This is a genomic window from Streptococcus hillyeri, assembly GCF_003686955.1.
Classification (GTDB): Bacteria; Bacillota; Bacilli; order Lactobacillales; family Streptococcaceae; genus Streptococcus; species Streptococcus hillyeri.
Window position 1 is genome coordinate 1 of sequence record NZ_RCVM01000019.1, and the last position, 19,360, is coordinate 19,360.

Genomic DNA, 19,360 nt, shown 5'->3' on the forward strand with positions numbered 1-19,360 from the left:
TGCAATAAATCAACCTTTATAAAAACCAGTGGAACTTACCCTGACACGGAGTTTCACTGGTTGTTAGAGGTTTTATCAGATTAACTTCCACTTTAACAGACGGTGGAAGTTAGTTTGGGAATTTAGCAAGCATTGCCTAGATCCAACTATTTATACTCATAAAAAATAAAAATCTGATAACTTATATTTACAATTTTTTGGGATAGTTAGTCTTATGTGGGACACAAGCGGTCTCCTAACGGAGTTCCATTGATTATTTTCAAGCCAAAAATCTTAAAAATCCCCTCAACAATTGCCATACAAGGCCAATCGTCTTTTTACCACAGCGGCACGGTCTATTTCAAGCAGCCGTTGTGGTCGCATTTCCAAAACACATCCCCATATGTTTACTCTTATGATTTTAAACCACACGACATGATATAAAGTACGTATTTTCAGATTTTGAAATGCACTCAGTATTAAATCAACAAGAAAGTAAACATGAAAGCTTAAAAAATAATTTTCCTTACTTTGCTTATCAAAAATATAACAAAAAGTCAGATAGTATAATAAAACCATCTGACTTTTTAACTAATTATTAGTTAACCTTACTTTTTCTTCAAAATCATCAATCACTCGATTAACATTTTTTTGTCCCTTATAAATACCATATCCAAAGAGTAGCATACCAAACACACCAAGAATGATTAAAATACCACTTAAAATTGCCCAGATAAGAGAATCTTCATGGAAAAAATAGAATAAGGTACAACCTGTGCTAGTTATTAGAAATAAGAGGCTAAACCAACGACCTAAATTTTCAATCATGTGTTTTTGATAGGCTATTTCAGTTTCGTATCCTTTAATCAATTCTTGTTCTGTCATCACGCTAATTCTCCTTTATCTTTATTTTATGATAATTAGTAAGAAAGTCCTGGGTTGAAGAAACCAACTAATACTCCGACAAAAGCAATAACAACTAAAAGGAGCATCACTTTAATTGGAGATAAGTTTTTCTTAGCCATTAACCACCAGCAAAGAACGATGAAGAGAGCTGTCAAAAGACCAGGATAAACCGAATCTAACTGATTTTGGAGAACCAAATATGGTTTTTCAGGATTACCTAATTGGAAAGATGTTTTTACAGATACCCAAGTCGCAGCTACACCACCGATAACCATACCACCAATGATACCAATTGCCTTACGAATAGCTTGACCTTGTGCACCAACTAGAAATTCAACTGCCTTATCTCCAAGTTCATAACCTTTGAAATAAGCAAATTTCATACCAAAGTAAGCAAGCAAGTTCCAAACTACTGTGTAGAAAATAGCACCTGCAGGAGAACCATCAGTTGATAGTCCCAAAGCAATCCCCAATAATACAGGAATTAAGGTACCAACAACAAGTGAGTCACCAATACCTGCAACTGGTCCCATCAAACCAGCACGCATACCATTGATTGTTTCATCATCAACAGATTCACCATTTGCACGCGCCTCTTCAAGACCAGCTGTAATTCCGACAATCAATGTCCCTAATTGTGGCTCAGTATTAAAGAATGCAGTGTAAGTTTGCATTGGAGCTTTTTGATCTTCTTTATTTGGATACAATTCTTCTACGATTGGAAGCATAGAAGTCAAATAACCAAATGTTTGCATATGTTCTTGAGAGAAACAAGTTAAGTGACCATAGTACCAATGGTGGAAAGATTTGGTTAAAGTTTTTTTGGAAATTTTACGTTTTTCAGTCATCTTAGATATCCTCCTCTTCATCGTCATCAAATCCAGCACCTGCTACTACTGCTGATGAAGCTTTAATTTTTGCCATATCAATTTCAAAGAAAATAAGTGCAAAGATAAGTGATACTACAGCAGTAGCTACTAGGTTAAGACCAAGTGATGCTGCCAAAGTAAATCCAACAAAGAATGGAACAAAGTCAGTAACTTTATCAACCAATTGTTTTAGCAAGATTGCAATCCCCACACATGGAAGAAGTGCACCAACTGTAAAGAGAGTTTTCATTGCAATGCCATCCATAGGAAGAGCTTCTTGCAATGCAGTTACAGCACTCGCACCTAATTTACACATAATCAATGTTGGGATGAATGAGAAGATTAAATGTGAAATCCAAGGATAGAGCCAGTCTACTTTATAAAGTTTTTTATAATTTCCTTCTTCAACAGCTTTCCAACCAATATGCTGCCAAGCCAAGTTCAATGTGGCAGTTCCGTAAAATAATACAGTACCAATTGTACCTACAAGAGTCCCCATTGATTTAGCAAGGTTTGCTGCTTCTTCAGATGAAGCGCTGATACCTTGAGCATGAATGGCAACCATTGCAAGTGGGATACCAATATATGATACAGCACGCACGTCTGCGGATACAGTACCACCAGGGGTAACAAGGGCAATATATACCAACTGCATTGCGACACCACAGATGATACCCGTTTTAACATCACCAAGAATAAGTCCACAAACGAGACCTCCGACAAGCGGACGACCTAAAGTGTAGTTACCGATACTTGAGCCACCCAAACCAGGCATTGATGCTAAACAGGCAAACAATCCTAGGAGCGCAGCTTGAAACCAAGAAATAGTCATAAGAATTTCTCCATTCTAAAAATTAAAGTATGTTATAACCTAATTATGCTTTATAGTGGTAAAGCTAGTAACCGAATTTTGATTTAAAGTCAGACCAGTAACCAATTGATACATCAGGTAAAAGTTGGAATTTTACTCTATAACCAGCTTTTTCAATAGCTTCAATAGCTTCAGCCTCTTCTGGAGTGATTGATTGGTTATTACCTAGTTTAATAGCTCCAGGACGATCGTTAGCAGGTCCGACAATAATTTCTTTAACATCACCCGGAACAAACCCTTGATCTACCAATAATTTTTTCATGTCAATTGGATTTTTAGTGATAACAAAGTAACGTGTATCAGAATCTAATACTTTTTGAGATTTCTCACCAAAAGCATCGACTGTCCAAACAAAAGTCTTTTTATCTGAAGCCGCACCTTTATAAGCTTGCGTCAAAACTTTATTACTTGCCGCGGCATCGTTAACCGCAATCAATCCATCACAAGGATATTCTTTTGCCCAACGTGTCACAGTTTGACCATGAATCATACGGTCGTCAATACGTACAAATGAAACTACCATTTTTATTACCTCGAATGCCTAGCATTCTTTCCTTTCATTTTTTATTAAATATCGTCGTCTTCATCTTCGAGTTCCTCTGCTTGGACTTTAAATTCTTGTAAAGCAGCTGTTGCCTCTGGTAAAACTGCTTGAACAAAGTCCGTACCATCCAGAACATCTTTCATCACTACTGAAGTTACCGCCATCGGAAGATTCATACCACCAAGGACAGTTGCACTGCTCAGTAGACCTTTTTCTTCTAGCACCCCACAAGCCGTTGTCAGTGGACTACCACCAACAATATCTGCTAAAACAATGACTCGATCTTCGGCAGTTAAACTAGAAATCGCATTTCTAAATTCAACAGCAAAATCATCAACTGATTTACCATTCTGAAGTCCGGTCGCAATAACATGATCCATTTTATCTTCAGCAAACATAGCTAATGAATTTTTTAAGCCTTCTGCAAAGCCACCATGACTAACAAGTATTAAATACTTCATTATATCTCCCTCCTTTTATTGATTACAGTTTACTCTTTTTGACATCGTTTTCAAAGTGTTCATTATCATCACTTTTGATGACATTTATCATTTTAAAATGTGACAATTGTCATTAAAAAACTTACCTCTGAAAATCCAAAGGTAAGTTTCTGTATTATTTTCTCAGCTCAAGCTCGAGTTCTTCTTGAATATTTCCCAAATCACTATCAATACTATCTTTAGCAAGTGATTGACTGATAAGATAGTCAGCCTTTTCAATGACATTATTATAAGAACGAAAATTTGGGGAGGTTTGTGCAGACTCCAAAATTTGATTTAACGTTTTTGATGATAAAGCAGTTGTCCCGAAAGTATCATTTTGTAGTATCTCAGAGCTTTTTTGACTTGTCATAACTGATTTAATGACTGAAGCGCCTTGTGACTGTGCAAATAGAGATTGTTGTGTTTTTTCATCTGAACTTAACATCTGTAAAAACTCCCAAGCTAAGTTAGCTTGACTCGTCTGTGAAGAAATGCCAAATAAAGAAGTCTTCATTTCAGTCGTTTTGATAGAGGATTTACTTGGCATCTCAATACAACTCCATGAGAATGAAGAATATTTTGAAACATGGTAGGGATATGGTTTGTATGTCCTATATTCTGCAAGAGTCATTGGCATAAAGGCAACTTTTCCCTTATCAAAATCACTTGAACTAAGACTGACATTACCTGATAGCTTTTCAAGTTCATGATACCAATTAAGAACATCTCTAATCGGAGTCGTATTAATGTTTACCTGGCCTCCATCATTCAGAAACAGTGATAAACCATTAGCTGCCATCGCATTTTGCCAAGTATAGCCAACAGTACCATACTGGTCAATAATACCATCACCATCAGTATCCTTTGTCAATTGCTGACATAGTTGGAAAAATTCATCAACCGTCCAGCCTGATTGTGGTATAGCAATCCCCTCTGACTCTAACAAATCACGATTAATACACATTAAAGTAGGATTACTTTCGAAAGGAAGCGCATAGGGGATATTGTTATACTCACCAGCCTCATAACTTGCGGTATAATATCGATTAGTATCAATAGAATTATTAATTTTATTTTCTAGATTAGAGAGTGAGCCTGTTGACGCTAAGAGGTTAAAATCATTCTCTGGCACAATAAAAACATCTGGCTGTGTCCCCTGTACAATATGATCAGCCAGCCAGCCTGAATAATCTTCCTTGGTAATGCCACTCTCATATTTGACTGTTACAGAAGGATGCTCTGCTTCAAAACGACGAATCACATCATCCAACAACGTATTTTCTTGACCACTAGGAACATCCCAACTACTTCCAGTATAAACCCCAATCCATAAAACTTTTTGAGATGTTAACTTTTGATATCCTATAACACTCAATATTAAGATAGGTAAGCTCAATAACAGAATAGATTTCAAGTGTTTTTTAAATTGAATCATCATCGTAATTCCTAGTTGTTACTCCCGTTTGTACAGCCCAAATAGCAAGCTGAGTTCTATCTCTTAATTCTAACTTAGATAAGCAATGAGACAAATAATTTCGAACTGTTCCTTCAGATAAATACAATTTTGATGCAATTTCTTTATTGGACAAACCGTTACCAATTTGTTGAATAATACGCCATTCAGCCTTTGATAAGCTATTAACTGCTTCTTGATTAACTTCCAAAGTATTAGAAGGTTGATGATTTATCTGCGAAAATAATTTAAAAACTTTGCTAGCAATATCAGGATTAAGCATAGCATTACCACTATTGACAGTCAAAATAGCCTGGTGTAAATCTTTCGTCGAAATACCTTTTAAAATATAGCCTGAGGCTCCCTATTGTAACGCACTAAAAATAAATTCATCATCATCAAAAGTCGTTAGGATAATAACTTTGACGTCTGGGTAACTTTGTTTAACAAATTTTGTACAAACCACTCCATCCATATTAGGCATACGAATATCCATTAAAATGACATCTACTGTTTGATTTTTTAAATAATCTAGCACTTCTAAGCCATCTGCTGCAGTCCCAACAACTTCTATATCTGAATAGGCAGATAAGACAATACTAATGGAATCGCGAATCAATTCCTGATCATCTACGACTAAGACCTTTATCATATTTCCTCTCCCTTGCGTTTTGGTATAAATACGGTTGTTTGAAAACCATTTGCACTATCAAACTGTACGCGACCACCTATGACTGCCAGCCGCTCTTGCATTTGCTTTAAGCCATACCCGTAGACAATTTCTTTACAACCAATACCATCGTCATTGATTGTAATAATGTAATCCTTATCTTGACTATACATGCCAATTTCCACATGGTCTGCATGCCCATGGCGTAATGAATTTGTCACTGATTCTTGTATCAACCTAAAGACTAAATCCTCTTTTGCCGTGTCTAAATCAACATTCTCCCAGTGATAATCTAAAGAAATAAGCATTTTAGATAAATTGCCATAATCAGCAATCATTTTTAATAATGCCTCCTCTAACCCTACACGTTCTAAAGCTCCTGGACGTAATTTTTCTAATGAACGACGAACATCTTGAATACCATCTCTAACAACATTTGAAACACTTAGTAATTGTTTTTTAGCGTGCTCTTTGTCTAAATCTAATAAGACTAGGACAGCGTCTATTCCAGCAGAAATACCTGTCAGAGCATGTCCCAATGTATCATGGATTTCACGAGCAATTCTCTTTCTCTCACGGTCCTCTGCCATTTTTTCAGCAAGCGCAATGTAATCTTCTAAATGGTTATTAGCCCTGTCTGCCATACGTAGTTCTTCTTCAATTTTATGATTTTCAGATACAGAATACATAATAAACATCACTAAAGATAAAATGAACACAACCATATTAATAGTAGTCAAGCCGTTTTTTATAAATAACAACATAAACTGATATTGTGATGGGATAAAACTAATGTACGTATTGATTGAGGGCAATGGGATAAGTATAGACAGTAGATCAAAATTTGATATCAATAATACACTAAAGCTAATAACAATAAATGCGGTCCAATAACGTTGACTCTTCATGGTATAAAAGTCCGTATAACTGTAAAAGATATCAGAAAACACGAGCAAAATCAAGCCATTGTAGGAAAACTGCATGGCAGAAATACTTGTAATCAGTAGGATAATTTCTGCAACTGCAAGCCAGTCTTTATACTCTGTTTTAGATGCTAGCAACCTATGCCTCCAATTAATGATGACAAGAAGGAGACCAAAAGAAATGAGACTATACCAATAAACAGTTGCGGGAGAATTTGGGATGACTTCAAGTTTTTCTAATAGTTGGTGACTAAGCCCTCGCTCCACGATATAACGTGTCGCAAATAGGTAAACTGAAACAGTAAAAAGAACTGCTAAAACATTAATAAAAACCAGCAATATCTTCAATAGTTTGGCGTATCGCTGATAACGTAATCCATTCATCACTGCCACCCTGAAATATTAAAATCATGAACATTTTCCTTAGTAACTAGAGTTACTGGAACAATAATATTACTCCTATATGGTATAGGACACTCTGATCATTTAAAGCCATTATCGTATCGAATGCGATTCCTTCATTGATAACTTCTTCTACAGCTGGCATGGCAAGCTCTGTTTGTCCTTTTACTTCTCTTGAAGCGACAATATGATAACCCTCATGACCAGATATTGTGTCTAAAAATCCTCTGATACGATCACTACCTGATACCGTTGTTTCATGTTCTAATAACAAGATTTCTGCACTTGTTTTAGTTGCCAAAAGATTTTCAGCACACATAATACCTGCCTTGTAATTATCTGATAAAATCGTTGTATCAACTGCTTTAGAATCTGTTAAACGGCTATCAACAGCAACGATAGCGATTCCTTTTCTTTTAGCTTCCTTTAACTTGTTTATAATCGCAGAGTTACTACTATCTACTGGATTAATAACGATAACATCACAATCTTCTTTTATAAAATATTCTAATTGCTCAACCTGCTTATCACTATTTAAAGATGGGTCACGAAGTAATAAGATATCCCCACTCTCTTCCACTTCCTTATTAATTTCAGAATGAAGCGCCTTATAAAAATCATTATTCATCGTCATGTAAGTTGCACCAATCTTAACACGTTCTTCATTCAAAGGTCTATATTTATAGCAAGCGTATAAAATAGAGATACAACCGACAAATAAAAGTGATAATGAGAAGCCAATCCAATGTCTTTTTACTTGTTTCATCTTACCAACCATTTATACCCACATCTCCAAGACTTCGGCAATCCCATCATGATTATGATCGCTAGTTACAGTTCCTATAGCTTTTTGAACTTCTTTGGGACCATTTGCCATCACATAACCTTTTCCAACAACTTTAAGCATATCTAAGTCATTAAAATTATCACCAAAAGCAATTGTATCACTCAAAGCAACACCATAGCTCTCAGCAAATAAGGTTACTGCTCTCCCTTTTTCAATACCTGAGGCCATTACTTCAATATAATAAGGCAAGGAACGGGCAATTGATAACTGCGGATAGCGGACTTTTAATTCGTTTTCAAGCGTCTCAATGACTTCTGGTTCTCCCATTAAAAGAAGTTTGTGTACTTCTGGAAGTTCTGAAATTTTTTCTAAAGGAATTTCTTCTGAATTTAATCCTACCACACGTTCTTCACGAGAAATCCAGTAATTCTTTCTATCTTGTGAAAACCAGTAACTGCCACTATAGATATTCCAAGCAACTTCTGGAGACTGTTCTTCTAAGTAGTGACACAGAGATAAAGCATCAGAAACTGGCATTGCCTGTGAATCTATAACTCGTCCCTTCTCATCTTGTATTAGAGCCCCATTATAGGAAATAATCGGAGTATGGGGTAAAAAATCTGCTAGCAAAGGCTTTATAGCTTCAGGCATTCGTGCCGATACAGGAACAAAAATATGCCCTTGCTCAATTGCTCTTACTAGAGCTTTACGAGTTCTTGGTGTCACCACTAAGTCTTTATTAATTAATGTACCATCAATATCACTAAAAATAATTGCCATAACTGCCACCTTCCTAGACTGTTACTTAGCATTTTATACTATATTTTACAATGTTAGTATACCATTTTCTGAAAAGGTTTTCTATATTAAGTAATAACCATATTAATACTCGTCCAAAATCAAAATTAGCATTTTAGAACCTCTAATACTTTTGATGCACTACCGAACGAAGTGAGACTAAAATGTTTCTTTCGCTATAGTGGTATTCTTATTAGTGAAACTGTCCGGTGGATAGTTTCAGCCTGAGCTTAGAAATCAAAAAGCGAGGGTAATTGGCTTGATATGAACGGATTTTTGGGAGAACTGCAGAAATTGAGAGTCAATTTCGTAGTAATTCCCCCGCAAGGATGATTAGGTTGGACGCTGTCGAGTAGTCGACAAGTACATCCAATCATCTACTGCGATAGAGATAAGCTCAAATCTAGCAATGAAACTCCGTAGGAGGTTGGGACACTGACTTTGTCAGCTTCATTTCCTACCTCAAAAGGTTCCCCAAATCTTATCGACTGTGACGAACTCTGTTCGTCTTATTTCCCACCTCCAAAGGTCTCCCAGACCTTTGGAGCGTCCGCACTTTTAAGAAAGAAACGAAAAAGGAATTTTTGATTTTTGTTAAGTATAAGAAACCCTTTTTATAAATATCTCCCTCAGTATTTCATGAGGGAGAATAATTTATTCACAATTAGTAATCATTTTTCGAAAATCTCTTGAATAAAAGAGCGAAGAATCCCAGAATATTAATCATACCGATTCCAAAAGCGAGGGAAGAAGTATCACCTGTTTTTGGTAAAAGTTTTCCATCTAAGTCTACTTCTTCTTTATCACCATTTGAAATATTACCTCTTTGATTACCCATTAAATGAGTTGGTGGAGTAGGTCTCTTCCTATTTTCTGAATTCGACAATAATTCCACCTTGTCTTCGTTTGATATGTCTTGAATATCTTGATTTGCTCCATTGCCTTCATCTGAAACATTTGGTTTCTCAGTAGAATCTAGAGTTTCTGAATCTTCTGATGTTTCTTCTAAATTATTCACCAAAAAATTCTTAACTTCTAATTGCCCATCCCAAAGCCCTAAACCAACAAATGGTTGGTTAAAATACTTGTCAGTAACATCAAATTTATGAGAAAGGAATTCTTTACCATCTACTGCTACTTTGATAGTATCTATTGTTTTAATAACATCAATATGGTGATAGGTACCATCATTAATATTATTATCCATAGGAACCTCTTGGATTGTATCACCATAGAAACGATAAAGGCGAATATTATTTCTATCCCCAAATTGGACAGCATAGGCATTGGCAGGATCACTATTTGCAGATGCTAAGAAAAGATTAATAATACCTTTCGTATACTTGATATCAACACTCATTTTATACTCACTAAATGGTAGGACTTGCGTATTCATATAAGCATCGTTGGCAGATTGATTAGCATCATAAAGAGTTTCACCATCAATGTACCAATTGCCGCCTACAGCTTTTAGATGAGACAAATTCGTGTTGAAGTTATCTTCAAAAAGATCCACTGTAAATTCCTCATAGAGGGATGCGTCTTCTTTAGATGTTGCCCGAACAACGACCTGACCTTTTTTAAGTCCTGTCAACACAGCTTTATTACCTTCTACAGTTAAAGAAGCAACGCTACTATCACTAACTGTCCATGTTAAATCTTGAGCAGCGACTGCTGGCATCACGTAAGCTTTCAATGGTATTGGTTCACCAACGGTTACTCGTGTTGTTTTTGGACTTGCTGCTACCACATCAAGAGGTGTAGAAACATCTCTTCTTTCTTTCCAAATGCTTGTCAATGGATAAACAGTGATATCCGCTTTAGAAGTATCACTTTCTGAAAAGACTCTTAATCCTAGACTTGTTGGGGCAGGAAAAATTTGATTAGCACCAGCTACTGTATTACCCTTAGCAAAGACTTCAACACTTGAACGGTCTACAAAGAGATGTAAATCAATACTACCATCCGCATGGCGTGTCACATGCTGCTGATTAACTTTAGCAAATTGATTACTTAAGATAATACCTGATTGACTTCTGTCAATGGCAAGGGTCTCAGTGGCAAGATCATAGATAACTTTTGTAACTTCACCATCACCAACACGTAAATCAAAACCTAAACGATTAGTCGCTTCACCTGGTTGGAAATGAGCTATAATTTCATATGTGTCACTAGCAAAATCCTTAAACAAGTCATTGTTTTCTGTGACGGTAACATCTTTATAAGAGATAGCCTTGCTCGTATCTCTAAGATTTTCATAGGCTTTAATAGGTGTTTGCGTTAATACATAGTGATCACCTTCTTTAACAAGACCAAGTGCTAAATTCAAATTAAAGGTTCCATTAAATTTTTGATCAACGGCATCAGCAACCAGATTACAATAATCATCCCAAGTGTTCATCCAGTTCAATTCAATCACTTCAGGAAGGGTTGGCTGAGCACTAGTACCAAAATCTTGCACATAGTAGGTCATCGCAGCATAAGAATCCTTACCAAAGTTCATGATGTGATCTTCATTTTCATAAACTGCATCAGGTACAAATCGCCATGAACCATCAACTGGTTTAAAGTCTCCAATTTTGTAGAAACGCCCTCCACGAGAAAGTGCCCACTTCAAATTACCATCCTCTGCTTGTAGGGGATACAAGTCTGGACACTCGGTATGAAGCTCTGGATAAGTCGATTCCACCTTCCAATCTGTCAAATTATCTGATGAGTAGATACGTAGTGGTCCGCCTGCTATCACCATGAACCATTTATTTTCCCAACGAAAGACTTTTGGATCACGAAAATCACGGCTATTCAAAGGATCATTAGCCCAGTCTGCTGCAATTTTATCTGATTTTTGCCAAGTTTTACCTTCATCCGTACTGTAAGCAAGTTTAATTCGTTGTCCTTCGCCATTGACAGTGATTAAGGCAACAAGGCCACCATTACCATCTTCGAACAAGCCTGAAGTGTTTTTATCATCAACAACGATACAACCTGAGAACATGGTACCATTAGCATCTGGGTAAAAGGCAATCGGTTGTTCTTCCCAAGTAAGCAAGTCTTTACTTGTGGCATGTGCCCAATGCATTGGTCCCCATTTGGTATCATCATGGAACTGATAGAAGAGATGATAAGTACCATTGTAGTAAACTAAACCGTTTGGATCATTAGCCCAGCCATCTTTAACAGAGTAGTGGAATTGTCCTCGATAAAGCTCATTGTAGTACACATCATCAGATTGGCGACGATGAACATTGAGGCGATAGGTCAATGAAACAGGTTGACCAGATGCTGTTAGAATTTGACTAGTCACAGTTAGATAATTGGCACCAACATCTAATGGAATATCTTCAAGGACGTTATAAACAGTCCCCTTCGCATCTTGAATGGTAACTGTTGTTCCAGGTTGTTTAGCTACACTCTCTAAACGGATAGTTTTTGCATCATGCTTCACATACTGAATATGAGTAGCTTCTTTTGGGAAAAATTGACCCTTGGTTTCAACAGTTCCTTCTGTTGAACTGACAATAATATCTTCTAAAAATGGCAATTCCTCATCTGCTAACGGTGTGTAGAAGGTGTTTTGGAAAATCATTTCGCCGTTCCAGTTCAACAATCCAAAATATCCTTCTGAAATTGGTGTTGTTTGCCCTTTATCATTTCTCTGAAGGGTAAAATCACTCAAATTGGCAATCAATACATCGTTAACATAGTAAGAAAGCCATTCATCAGTCGCTACAACCTTCAAATGATAGCGGTTATCTAGTGTTGCTGCAACTTCTTTATCATCAATCAAATTAGCCTCTGCCCAGCGCCATAGACGCGCTCTGTGACTGTTAGCATCTAAATTGACAGTATAGTTTTTAAGGTTCTCTGGGTCATTATTTGAGCGGAATGTTAATGAAGCGGCCCCCTCATTCTTTAAGAAGGTTACATCTGTCTCAAAAATAAAGTTTTTTCCATGTGACTCAGTATAGAGGAAATTATCTCCCTTACCAATAGCATTGCTATAGAGACCATCTTCTTGAAGTTTCCACACATTTTCATCATAGGATAGATTGTTAAGATTCGTGTGATAGCCTGATGTTACGGTAGATTCGCTTGCTACAGATGGACTTTCTGAAACATCACTTGCCGAATGATTTTGAGGGGCAGCTTCTTCATCTGACACTTCTGGAGTTGTAGCTGCTGCTGAGCTATCCTCAGAAACAGGAGCTACTACAGGAGTTATGTATCCTGATGTTTCATCAACAGTTCCTAGAGTTTCTTCGGTCACTTCTGATATCTCTGAAGTACCAAGCTCTTCTCCAACAATGCTATCACTTGTTGGTGCGACTAGCGGAGCAACAACTTGCTCTGATGTTGCTCCTTCAACCACATCAGCTGATACCTGATACGTAGAAGTCGCTAAGGTTAATCCCACTAAAAAAGCTGAACAGCCATATATCCAAATCTTCCCTCTCTTGCGCATATACCAATTTTTGCATTGTGTTTCTTTGATATTCTTCATAAAATATACCTCCAAATGGATTTTGGTTCAAGCGATAAAAGAAAACGCTTTCTGATAATATAATTGTATGACCTTTTACAAACGAATACAATAGACAGATGTCATTTATCATCATGACATCTGTCACATTTATTGCACTCAATAATGTAAAAATTTTATTTTCTTCAAGTAATGCTCTTATTAATTCTACAAAAAAAGCATAGAACCTATTTTTTAAGATTCTATACTTTTTATCAATGAAGCTATTAGTTTGTATCTTCCAACAAAGATTTTCTAACTTGGCTGATGAAATAAAGGGAGCCTGTAATCACATAAAGTGTTTTAGGTATTGGACGACTAGCAACGGTGTCGATCCATGTCTCAAAATGCTCTATTCGGACGTATTTATCAGGATATTCTTCTACTTTGATGCTGTTCGGGTAATCAAAACTGGTTACTGTTAGGGTATCAAAAACAGATAACTGGTCCAGCATGGTGGTGACAGGCTTAGTATCAATAGCCGCGAACAAAATATGGATGTGATAGTCAGGATAATTTTCCTTGAGGACATCAACCAAAACGGCAATACTTTCATCGTTATGGGCGCCATCAATCATCAGGTTTGGACGCATGAGCTCTGTTCGCCCCTGCCATTTTGCCTGAGATAAGGCTTGTTGAATAACGGTCGGAGTGACCTTTGCATAACAATCCGATAACATGAGACTGGTCTGGATGGCTAGACTGGCGTTTGCAACCTGGTGCTGTCCCGACATGCTTAAAGAAATGTCTAATGTGTTAACACCATTAGAAAACTGAAACGCCCTGCTATTTCCAAAAGTCCTAAACTCCTTGTCAAACTCATAGGTAGGACAATTAAGTGCATTGGCACGATTATAGAATACTTGCCGAACACTGTCACGCTTTTCCGCAAAGATAAAAGGGACTTCCGCTTTTAAAACACCCACTTTTTGCTGGGCAATTTCCTGGTAACTGTCTCCCAAAATAGACTGGTGGTCACGTCCGATAGAGGTGCAAATGACTGCCATAGGGGTAAAAACATTTGTCGAATCATGCAAGCCACCAAGCCCTGCCTCTATAATCGCGATATCAACGGGATGCATCTTCCCAAAATAGACAAACATCATGGTCGTGATAATTTCAAACTCAGTTGCCGATTTCAGGTCCGTCTCAAGAGGAAGCCGATCGACAACGGGTTTTACAATCTCAACCAATTTGACCAAATCTTCCTTAGAAATCATTTCTCCATTTACAGAAATACGTTCTCTAAAGTCCATGATATAAGGAGATATGAAAGTCCCTACTTCATAGCCTGCCTGAGTAAAAATGTTCTGCAAATAATTGACAGTCGAACCTTTGCCATTCGTACCGACTACATGAACACCTTTAATATTTTTCTGAGGATTGCCAAGTTCATTGAGCATCCATTCCATACGTTTCACGCCGGGTTTGATTCCAAATTTTAATTGACCGTGAATCCAGTCCAGGGTCTCTTCATAAGTCATATTTTTCATAGTTTTAGTATAGCAAAAAGACTAGCACTAGGCTAGTCTCCTCAAATTCTATTAGAATTTTTTACGCTTACGCGCTGCTTCTGATTTACGTTTACGTTTTACAGATGGTTTTTCATAGTGCTCACGTTTACGAGCCTCTTGAAGAGTACCAGCTTTAGTAACCGCACGTTTGAAACGACGAAGTGCATCGTCTAAAGATTCATTTTTACGAACGACTGTTTTTGACATAGATTTCACCTCCTCAAGATAATGTAACGATTTACGTTCTCAATTATTTTAACACAAGGTTATATATGTGTCAAACTTTTTTTACTGCTTGTGCTAATTTTCCATATAAAAGGTAGTCCACTTTGGATAGCTCTGCAATTGTTCGACAATCTAAAGCACACATAATGAGGCGTAAATCCTCTTTCCAGCCATTGATAATCGTAATCACTTCTGGAACTGTGTGCGTTTCAACTAGCTCCAAGACCGTACGCGACAAGCCCACTGCTTTTGCTCCAAGGACAAGGCACTTAATGATATCAAGTGGGTGCCTCACACCACCTGAAGCCAAGATTTCAATCTCTTCCCTCAAGTCTTTCAGGTTTAGCAAGGTTTGAGCCGTTGATTGCCCCCATTCGTTCAGATAATCACGATTTCCCCCACGCTGATTTTCAATGTAGGCAAAACTTGTTCCTCCGCGCCCTGAGATATCAACGGTTTTGATGCCTTTGGACATAGCAAAGCGGACCGTTTGGTCATCCATTCCAAAGCCGACTTCTTTAAGAATAACAGGTACATCCAGCTCAGAAGCATAGCTTTCTAAGTTTTTCTTCCATGAGCGAAACGCCCTTTCCCCTTCTGGCATAAGTAATTCCTGCATGAGATTGACATGAACTTGCAGAAAGAGTGGTTTCATTTGATCAACGGCTTTTCGTCCAAGTTCAATAGGTTTATCAATTCCTATATTAGTTGCAAGGCGTAAATTTGGAAATGCCTCACGAAAATCAAAGGAGTCAGGATGCTCATTCTTTAGCGCAGCAGAGTATGAACCTGTCACCATGAGAATCCCTGTCACTGCTGCTACTTCTGCTAATTTCCGATTAACCTGCCCAGCTTTTTCCGAACCACCTGTCATGGCATTGATGTAAAAGGGAAAGTCCCAATCACGCCCAGCGAAATGGGTGCTCAAATCAATCTCGTTCAAATCATAAGTTGGCAAAGACCGATGGATGAGCTCAATGTCATCGAAGCTATTGTAAGGGGCTTGATACTTTAAAGCATGTTTTATATGGTCATCTTTTCGATTAGTCATTGGTCACCTCTATCCAGTAGCGTTTTGTCTCTGAGCCATCTGAGGGATTGACGTAAGTATTGTCATAGTTTCCACCATTAGCAAGAATCGTTTTTTCAGAGGCTACATTGTTGACATCACAGGTCACAAGAGCTCTCGTAATCCCTAGCTTACCAGCCTCTTTCAAAGCTAGTCTCAACTGTTCCTTAGCATAGCCTTTTCTGCGCTCACTTGGACGAATAGAATAGCCAATGTGTCCAGCAAAATTGACCAAAAAAGGCTGACTCAGATTGTGTCTGATATTGCAAATCCCGACCATTTTTTGATCTGATTGGCGAATACAAAGAAAGGTTGACGAAGGAACACGTCCTTCTTCTAATCCTTCCCCTTTTGCGATGGTCATGACATGAGTTAACCATTCGGATAAATCAGACATGATGTCTAATCGAGCTCCACCATGTAAGTGTTCACCTGCCTGAAGAAATTCTGCTTTATATGCTACAACTTCCTCTAAATAGTCTATATCGGGTAAAACCAACTCTAATTCAGTCATTTTCCCACCTTTCTTGATAAAGTAATTCAATTCCTGCGTCTGCCCAACGGTTAATGAGTTCTGTACTGGCTGATTGTGAAAAACTAATGGCAATCCCACAATCACCACCTCCAGAACCAGAGGATTTAGCAATGATATCCAGCCCCTCTTCCGCCTCTTTTAGTCTTTTTAAGTTATCAATGTAAATGGCAGAGCTTAAGGAAACAAGAAGGTCTGAGACGATTTGAAGAGCGCTCTTCAGTTGTTCCTTATCTCCAGACAGCAGAGCTTCTTTAGCTTGTAAAACAGCAACTTGAGTTTCTACTAAGTAGTCTGACGTAATGGCAGCTTTGACTTGGTTAATCATATCTTTAGAAATGGCTGGTTGTCTGGTCCAACCGACTAAAAAATCAGCTTGGATGTGTGGCGCCAGCCTTTCAATGGTATATCCCCAGTCCATCGCCATCAACTCAGATAGCGGCTTTTGAGTAATCTGCTCTGCTATTTTCTCACGGTTAAAGGAAGTATAAGCAACCAAATCTTCGTAAGCTATGCAGGCGATATCCCCCATAGAGCCATTATCGCCGAGCTTTAATAGGGTATAACTCGCCAGCTTGAACAACTCATCGGATGTCAAAGGAAGGGCAACAAAGGCTGCAAGAGCCTTGAGGGTCAAAACGGTAACTGAACCGCTTGAGCCAATGCCAAACTTGAGACCGTCACGTTCCAATTTCCCCGTAATGGTCAAACTAAACGGTGGTAACTGCTTTCCGTAAAAGGCTTGAAAGGTTGCTATACTCTCTTGGATGAGGGAATAGTTAGCATCCGGCTCAAGACCGACAGTATAATCAAACATGTCTGATGAGAGGATGATTTCATCTGACCTTTCAACTGCTGCAGTCATATAGATAGGAATATGCTGAATGAGCGCTGTCTGACCAGGGGTTAAAATACTATATTCCCCTGCAAGATAGAGTTTACCACCTGTATGAACAGTGATTTTTTTAGCAGTCATCATAGTTTTTTTGTCCTAGACACAATAACGTGATAATCCTCAGCAAAAATGCTTGCTAAGCGGTCTAAATCTTCTTCCAGGCAGAGCACTTTGACATTTGGTCCAGCGTCCATCGTGAAATAGCACCGCTCGCCAGCATCACGTAGAGCCTTCACTTTTTCCATGGCTGCGTAGCTAGCTTCTGTTAAGTAAGAAAAGCTCGGGGTCGCTGTTCGAGTTGTTTCGTGCATGCGAAGAGCATTGGCTTCTGTTAACTGCCCCACTTTGTCAAAATCATTTTCAGCCAGATAGGTCAACATAGCCTTGTAATCTTGCTCAGACTGTTTAATCCATTCTGGAAAAGAAGTTGACGTCTCTGTACACAATTTCATGCCCTCGCGGCTGGAAATGGCTTTTCGTTGGTCATTAAGGACAAGCATAATCATAGCTAAGTTGAGGTCTGTTTGGACACGATAGACTTCCCCAGAATCTTTATCCCATGCTGCCAGAGGCCCAAAGAAAGAACGCGATGAAGAGCCTGAGGCAAATTTGGCAATCTGCGCCAACTCAGCTTGTGTTTTCCCAGCCCCAAAGAGGTCATTTGCTGCTTTGACGAGGGCTGAAAGACCAGATGAACTAGATGATAGTCCTGCAGCTGTTGGCATGTTATTCCAGGTTTCAATTTTCACATACTGAGTGTCATCTGTTCGGAACAAGTCAAGCACCTTGCTAGCTTTGACCAACTCAGCCTCTCCTTGCTCAATATCATCAATAAACATACTGTCCGAGGTTGCATTTTCCAAAAACGTTAGTGTTGTCTTTGTCACCATATCTTCTAACGTTAGCGAGATGCTTGAGGTCGAGGGAATCATTTTTTCGGCATCTGCCTTTCCCCAATATTTTACGATGGCAATATTAGCATAGGATTCAACAGTTACAGACTTTCGATCCATGTGTTCACAGCTCCTTCTTTTTTTAGATGTTGTGCAATTTCAATCGCACTTTCCTGGCTCTCAGTAAGGGCAATGATGCAGCCACCAAGTCCCCCGCCTGACATTTTTGCCCCTAGGGCTCCCTTGGACATCGCAGAGCTGACAAGGTGATCTGCTTCAGGGCTAGAAACACCTAGTTGCTTCAGATTATCATGAGCTTTAAACATCGCCTCTCCAAAACCATTTAAGTCTTTGAGAAAGATGGCTTTTTCAGCTTCATTAACCAAATCTCCAAGATGGTGTAAATAAATCAGTGCCTTTTCTTCCAAGGCTTCGACAGCTTGAACAGCTTCTCTGGTATGCCCATGAATACCTGTATCAGCAATGACTAAATAAGCTTTCAAATCCATCACCACTTCTGAAAAACCGACATTACGGATGAATTTAATCGCGGTATCACTCAAGCAAGTCTTGGCATCTAGCCCACTGGGATTCGTATGCGCGATAATCTCAGCTTGATTAGCAAGCATTTCCAAAACACTCATGCTCAGAGGCTGATCAAAATAATCAAAAACCGCACGAATTGCTGCAATGGCAACAGCTGCTGAAGACCCCATGCCACGACGCTCTGGCACCATTGACTCAATCTCATAAGTGATTGGCTCATCCTTAATCTCAAGATACCGAAGGGCAGCAAAAATAGCTGTCACAAGCGGATCTGTGGCATCAAATAAAAGACGTTTGTCGGCTGGTTTAATCCGACAGGTCACTTCAATATTTTTCAAGGGTAAGGCAATCGCTGGGTAGCCGTAGACAACTGCGTGTTCCCCCATCAAAATAATTTTACTGTGAGCCTTACCGACTCCAATTTTACTTTGTTTTATCATACTACTATTTTACCCCAAAACTGCCATTAAGGCGACAAAAAAC

General features: G+C 38.4%; 17 protein-coding genes and 1 pseudogene. All 18 read right to left on the minus strand.

Annotation, left to right across the window (positions count from 1 at the left end; all coding sequences use genetic code 11):
* Positions 1 to 570: 570 nt before the first annotated feature.
* Positions 571 to 864 carry a DUF202 domain-containing protein gene (locus tag EAF07_RS08410; RefSeq protein WP_121836121.1) on the minus strand — a complete coding sequence of 98 codons (294 nt, stop codon included), beginning with the start codon at positions 862 to 864 and terminating at the stop codon, positions 571 to 573.
* Positions 865 to 899: 35 nt separating this feature from the next.
* Positions 900 to 1,733, minus strand: a complete 834-nt coding sequence (locus tag EAF07_RS08415; RefSeq protein WP_121836122.1) for a PTS system mannose/fructose/sorbose family transporter subunit IID — start codon at positions 1,731 to 1,733, stop codon at positions 900 to 902.
* Position 1,734: 1 nt separating this feature from the next.
* Complete coding sequence (locus EAF07_RS08420; protein ID WP_121836123.1) at positions 1,735 to 2,586, minus strand: PTS mannose/fructose/sorbose/N-acetylgalactosamine transporter subunit IIC; 852 nt, start codon at positions 2,584 to 2,586, stop codon at positions 1,735 to 1,737.
* A gap of 64 nt (positions 2,587 to 2,650) precedes the next feature.
* A complete protein-coding gene (locus tag EAF07_RS08425) occupies positions 2,651 to 3,148 on the minus strand; it encodes a PTS sugar transporter subunit IIB (protein ID WP_121836124.1) in 498 nt (165 codons plus the stop codon).
* 44 nt (positions 3,149 to 3,192) lie between these two features.
* Positions 3,193 to 3,630, minus strand: a complete 438-nt coding sequence (locus EAF07_RS08430; protein WP_121836125.1) for a PTS sugar transporter subunit IIA — start codon at positions 3,628 to 3,630, stop codon at positions 3,193 to 3,195.
* 154 nt (positions 3,631 to 3,784) lie between these two features.
* Positions 3,785 to 5,086 carry an ABC transporter substrate-binding protein gene (locus tag EAF07_RS08435; RefSeq protein WP_183121687.1) on the minus strand — a complete coding sequence of 434 codons (1,302 nt, stop codon included), beginning with the start codon at positions 5,084 to 5,086 and terminating at the stop codon, positions 3,785 to 3,787.
* Positions 5,073 to 5,756, minus strand: a pseudogene (locus EAF07_RS08440) (response regulator transcription factor). Before EAF07_RS08440 ends, EAF07_RS08435 begins: the two are co-directional and overlap by 14 nt.
* Positions 5,753 to 7,081 carry a sensor histidine kinase gene (locus EAF07_RS08445; RefSeq protein ID WP_121836127.1) on the minus strand — a complete coding sequence of 443 codons (1,329 nt, stop codon included), beginning with the start codon at positions 7,079 to 7,081 and terminating at the stop codon, positions 5,753 to 5,755. Before EAF07_RS08445 ends, EAF07_RS08440 begins: the two are co-directional and overlap by 4 nt.
* A 52-nt stretch (positions 7,082 to 7,133) precedes the next feature.
* Positions 7,134 to 7,877, minus strand: coding sequence for a substrate-binding domain-containing protein (locus EAF07_RS08450; RefSeq protein ID WP_245962718.1), 744 nt, complete (start codon positions 7,875 to 7,877; stop codon positions 7,134 to 7,136).
* Positions 7,878 to 8,666, minus strand: a complete 789-nt coding sequence (locus tag EAF07_RS08455; RefSeq protein WP_121836128.1) for a Cof-type HAD-IIB family hydrolase — start codon at positions 8,664 to 8,666, stop codon at positions 7,878 to 7,880. It abuts the gene before it with no gap.
* Between the two features lie 682 nt (positions 8,667 to 9,348).
* On the minus strand, positions 9,349 to 13,185 hold the full coding sequence (locus EAF07_RS08460) for a GH32 C-terminal domain-containing protein (protein WP_121836129.1): 3,837 nt from the start codon (positions 13,183 to 13,185) through the stop codon (positions 9,349 to 9,351).
* Positions 13,186 to 13,430: 245 nt separating this feature from the next.
* The gene (locus EAF07_RS08465; protein ID WP_121836130.1) at positions 13,431 to 14,687 is read right to left on the minus strand and encodes a bifunctional folylpolyglutamate synthase/dihydrofolate synthase; all 1,257 of its coding nucleotides are present in this window, start codon (positions 14,685 to 14,687) and stop codon (positions 13,431 to 13,433) included.
* Between the two features lie 60 nt (positions 14,688 to 14,747).
* Complete coding sequence (gene rpsU, locus EAF07_RS08470) at positions 14,748 to 14,924, minus strand: 30S ribosomal protein S21 (protein WP_027973330.1); 177 nt, start codon at positions 14,922 to 14,924, stop codon at positions 14,748 to 14,750.
* Positions 14,925 to 14,994: 70 nt separating this feature from the next.
* The gene (fni, locus tag EAF07_RS08475) at positions 14,995 to 15,993 is read right to left on the minus strand and encodes a type 2 isopentenyl-diphosphate Delta-isomerase (protein WP_121836131.1); all 999 of its coding nucleotides are present in this window, start codon (positions 15,991 to 15,993) and stop codon (positions 14,995 to 14,997) included.
* A complete protein-coding gene (locus tag EAF07_RS08480; RefSeq protein WP_121836132.1) occupies positions 15,986 to 16,525 on the minus strand; it encodes a GNAT family N-acetyltransferase in 540 nt (179 codons plus the stop codon). The genes fni and EAF07_RS08480 overlap by 8 nt, the downstream gene beginning before the upstream one ends.
* Positions 16,518 to 17,522 carry a phosphomevalonate kinase gene (locus EAF07_RS08485; RefSeq protein WP_425452098.1) on the minus strand — a complete coding sequence of 335 codons (1,005 nt, stop codon included), beginning with the start codon at positions 17,520 to 17,522 and terminating at the stop codon, positions 16,518 to 16,520. Before EAF07_RS08485 ends, EAF07_RS08480 begins: the two co-directional genes overlap by 8 nt.
* Positions 17,519 to 18,451 (minus strand): diphosphomevalonate decarboxylase, encoded by a 933-nt coding sequence (gene mvaD / locus EAF07_RS08490; RefSeq protein WP_121836133.1) that lies wholly within the window; start codon positions 18,449 to 18,451, stop codon positions 17,519 to 17,521. Before mvaD ends, EAF07_RS08485 begins: the two co-directional genes overlap by 4 nt.
* Positions 18,433 to 19,314 (minus strand): mevalonate kinase, encoded by an 882-nt coding sequence (gene mvk, locus EAF07_RS08495; RefSeq protein WP_183121688.1) that lies wholly within the window; start codon positions 19,312 to 19,314, stop codon positions 18,433 to 18,435. Before mvk ends, mvaD begins: the two co-directional genes overlap by 19 nt.
* Positions 19,315 to 19,360: the final 46 nt, after the last annotated feature.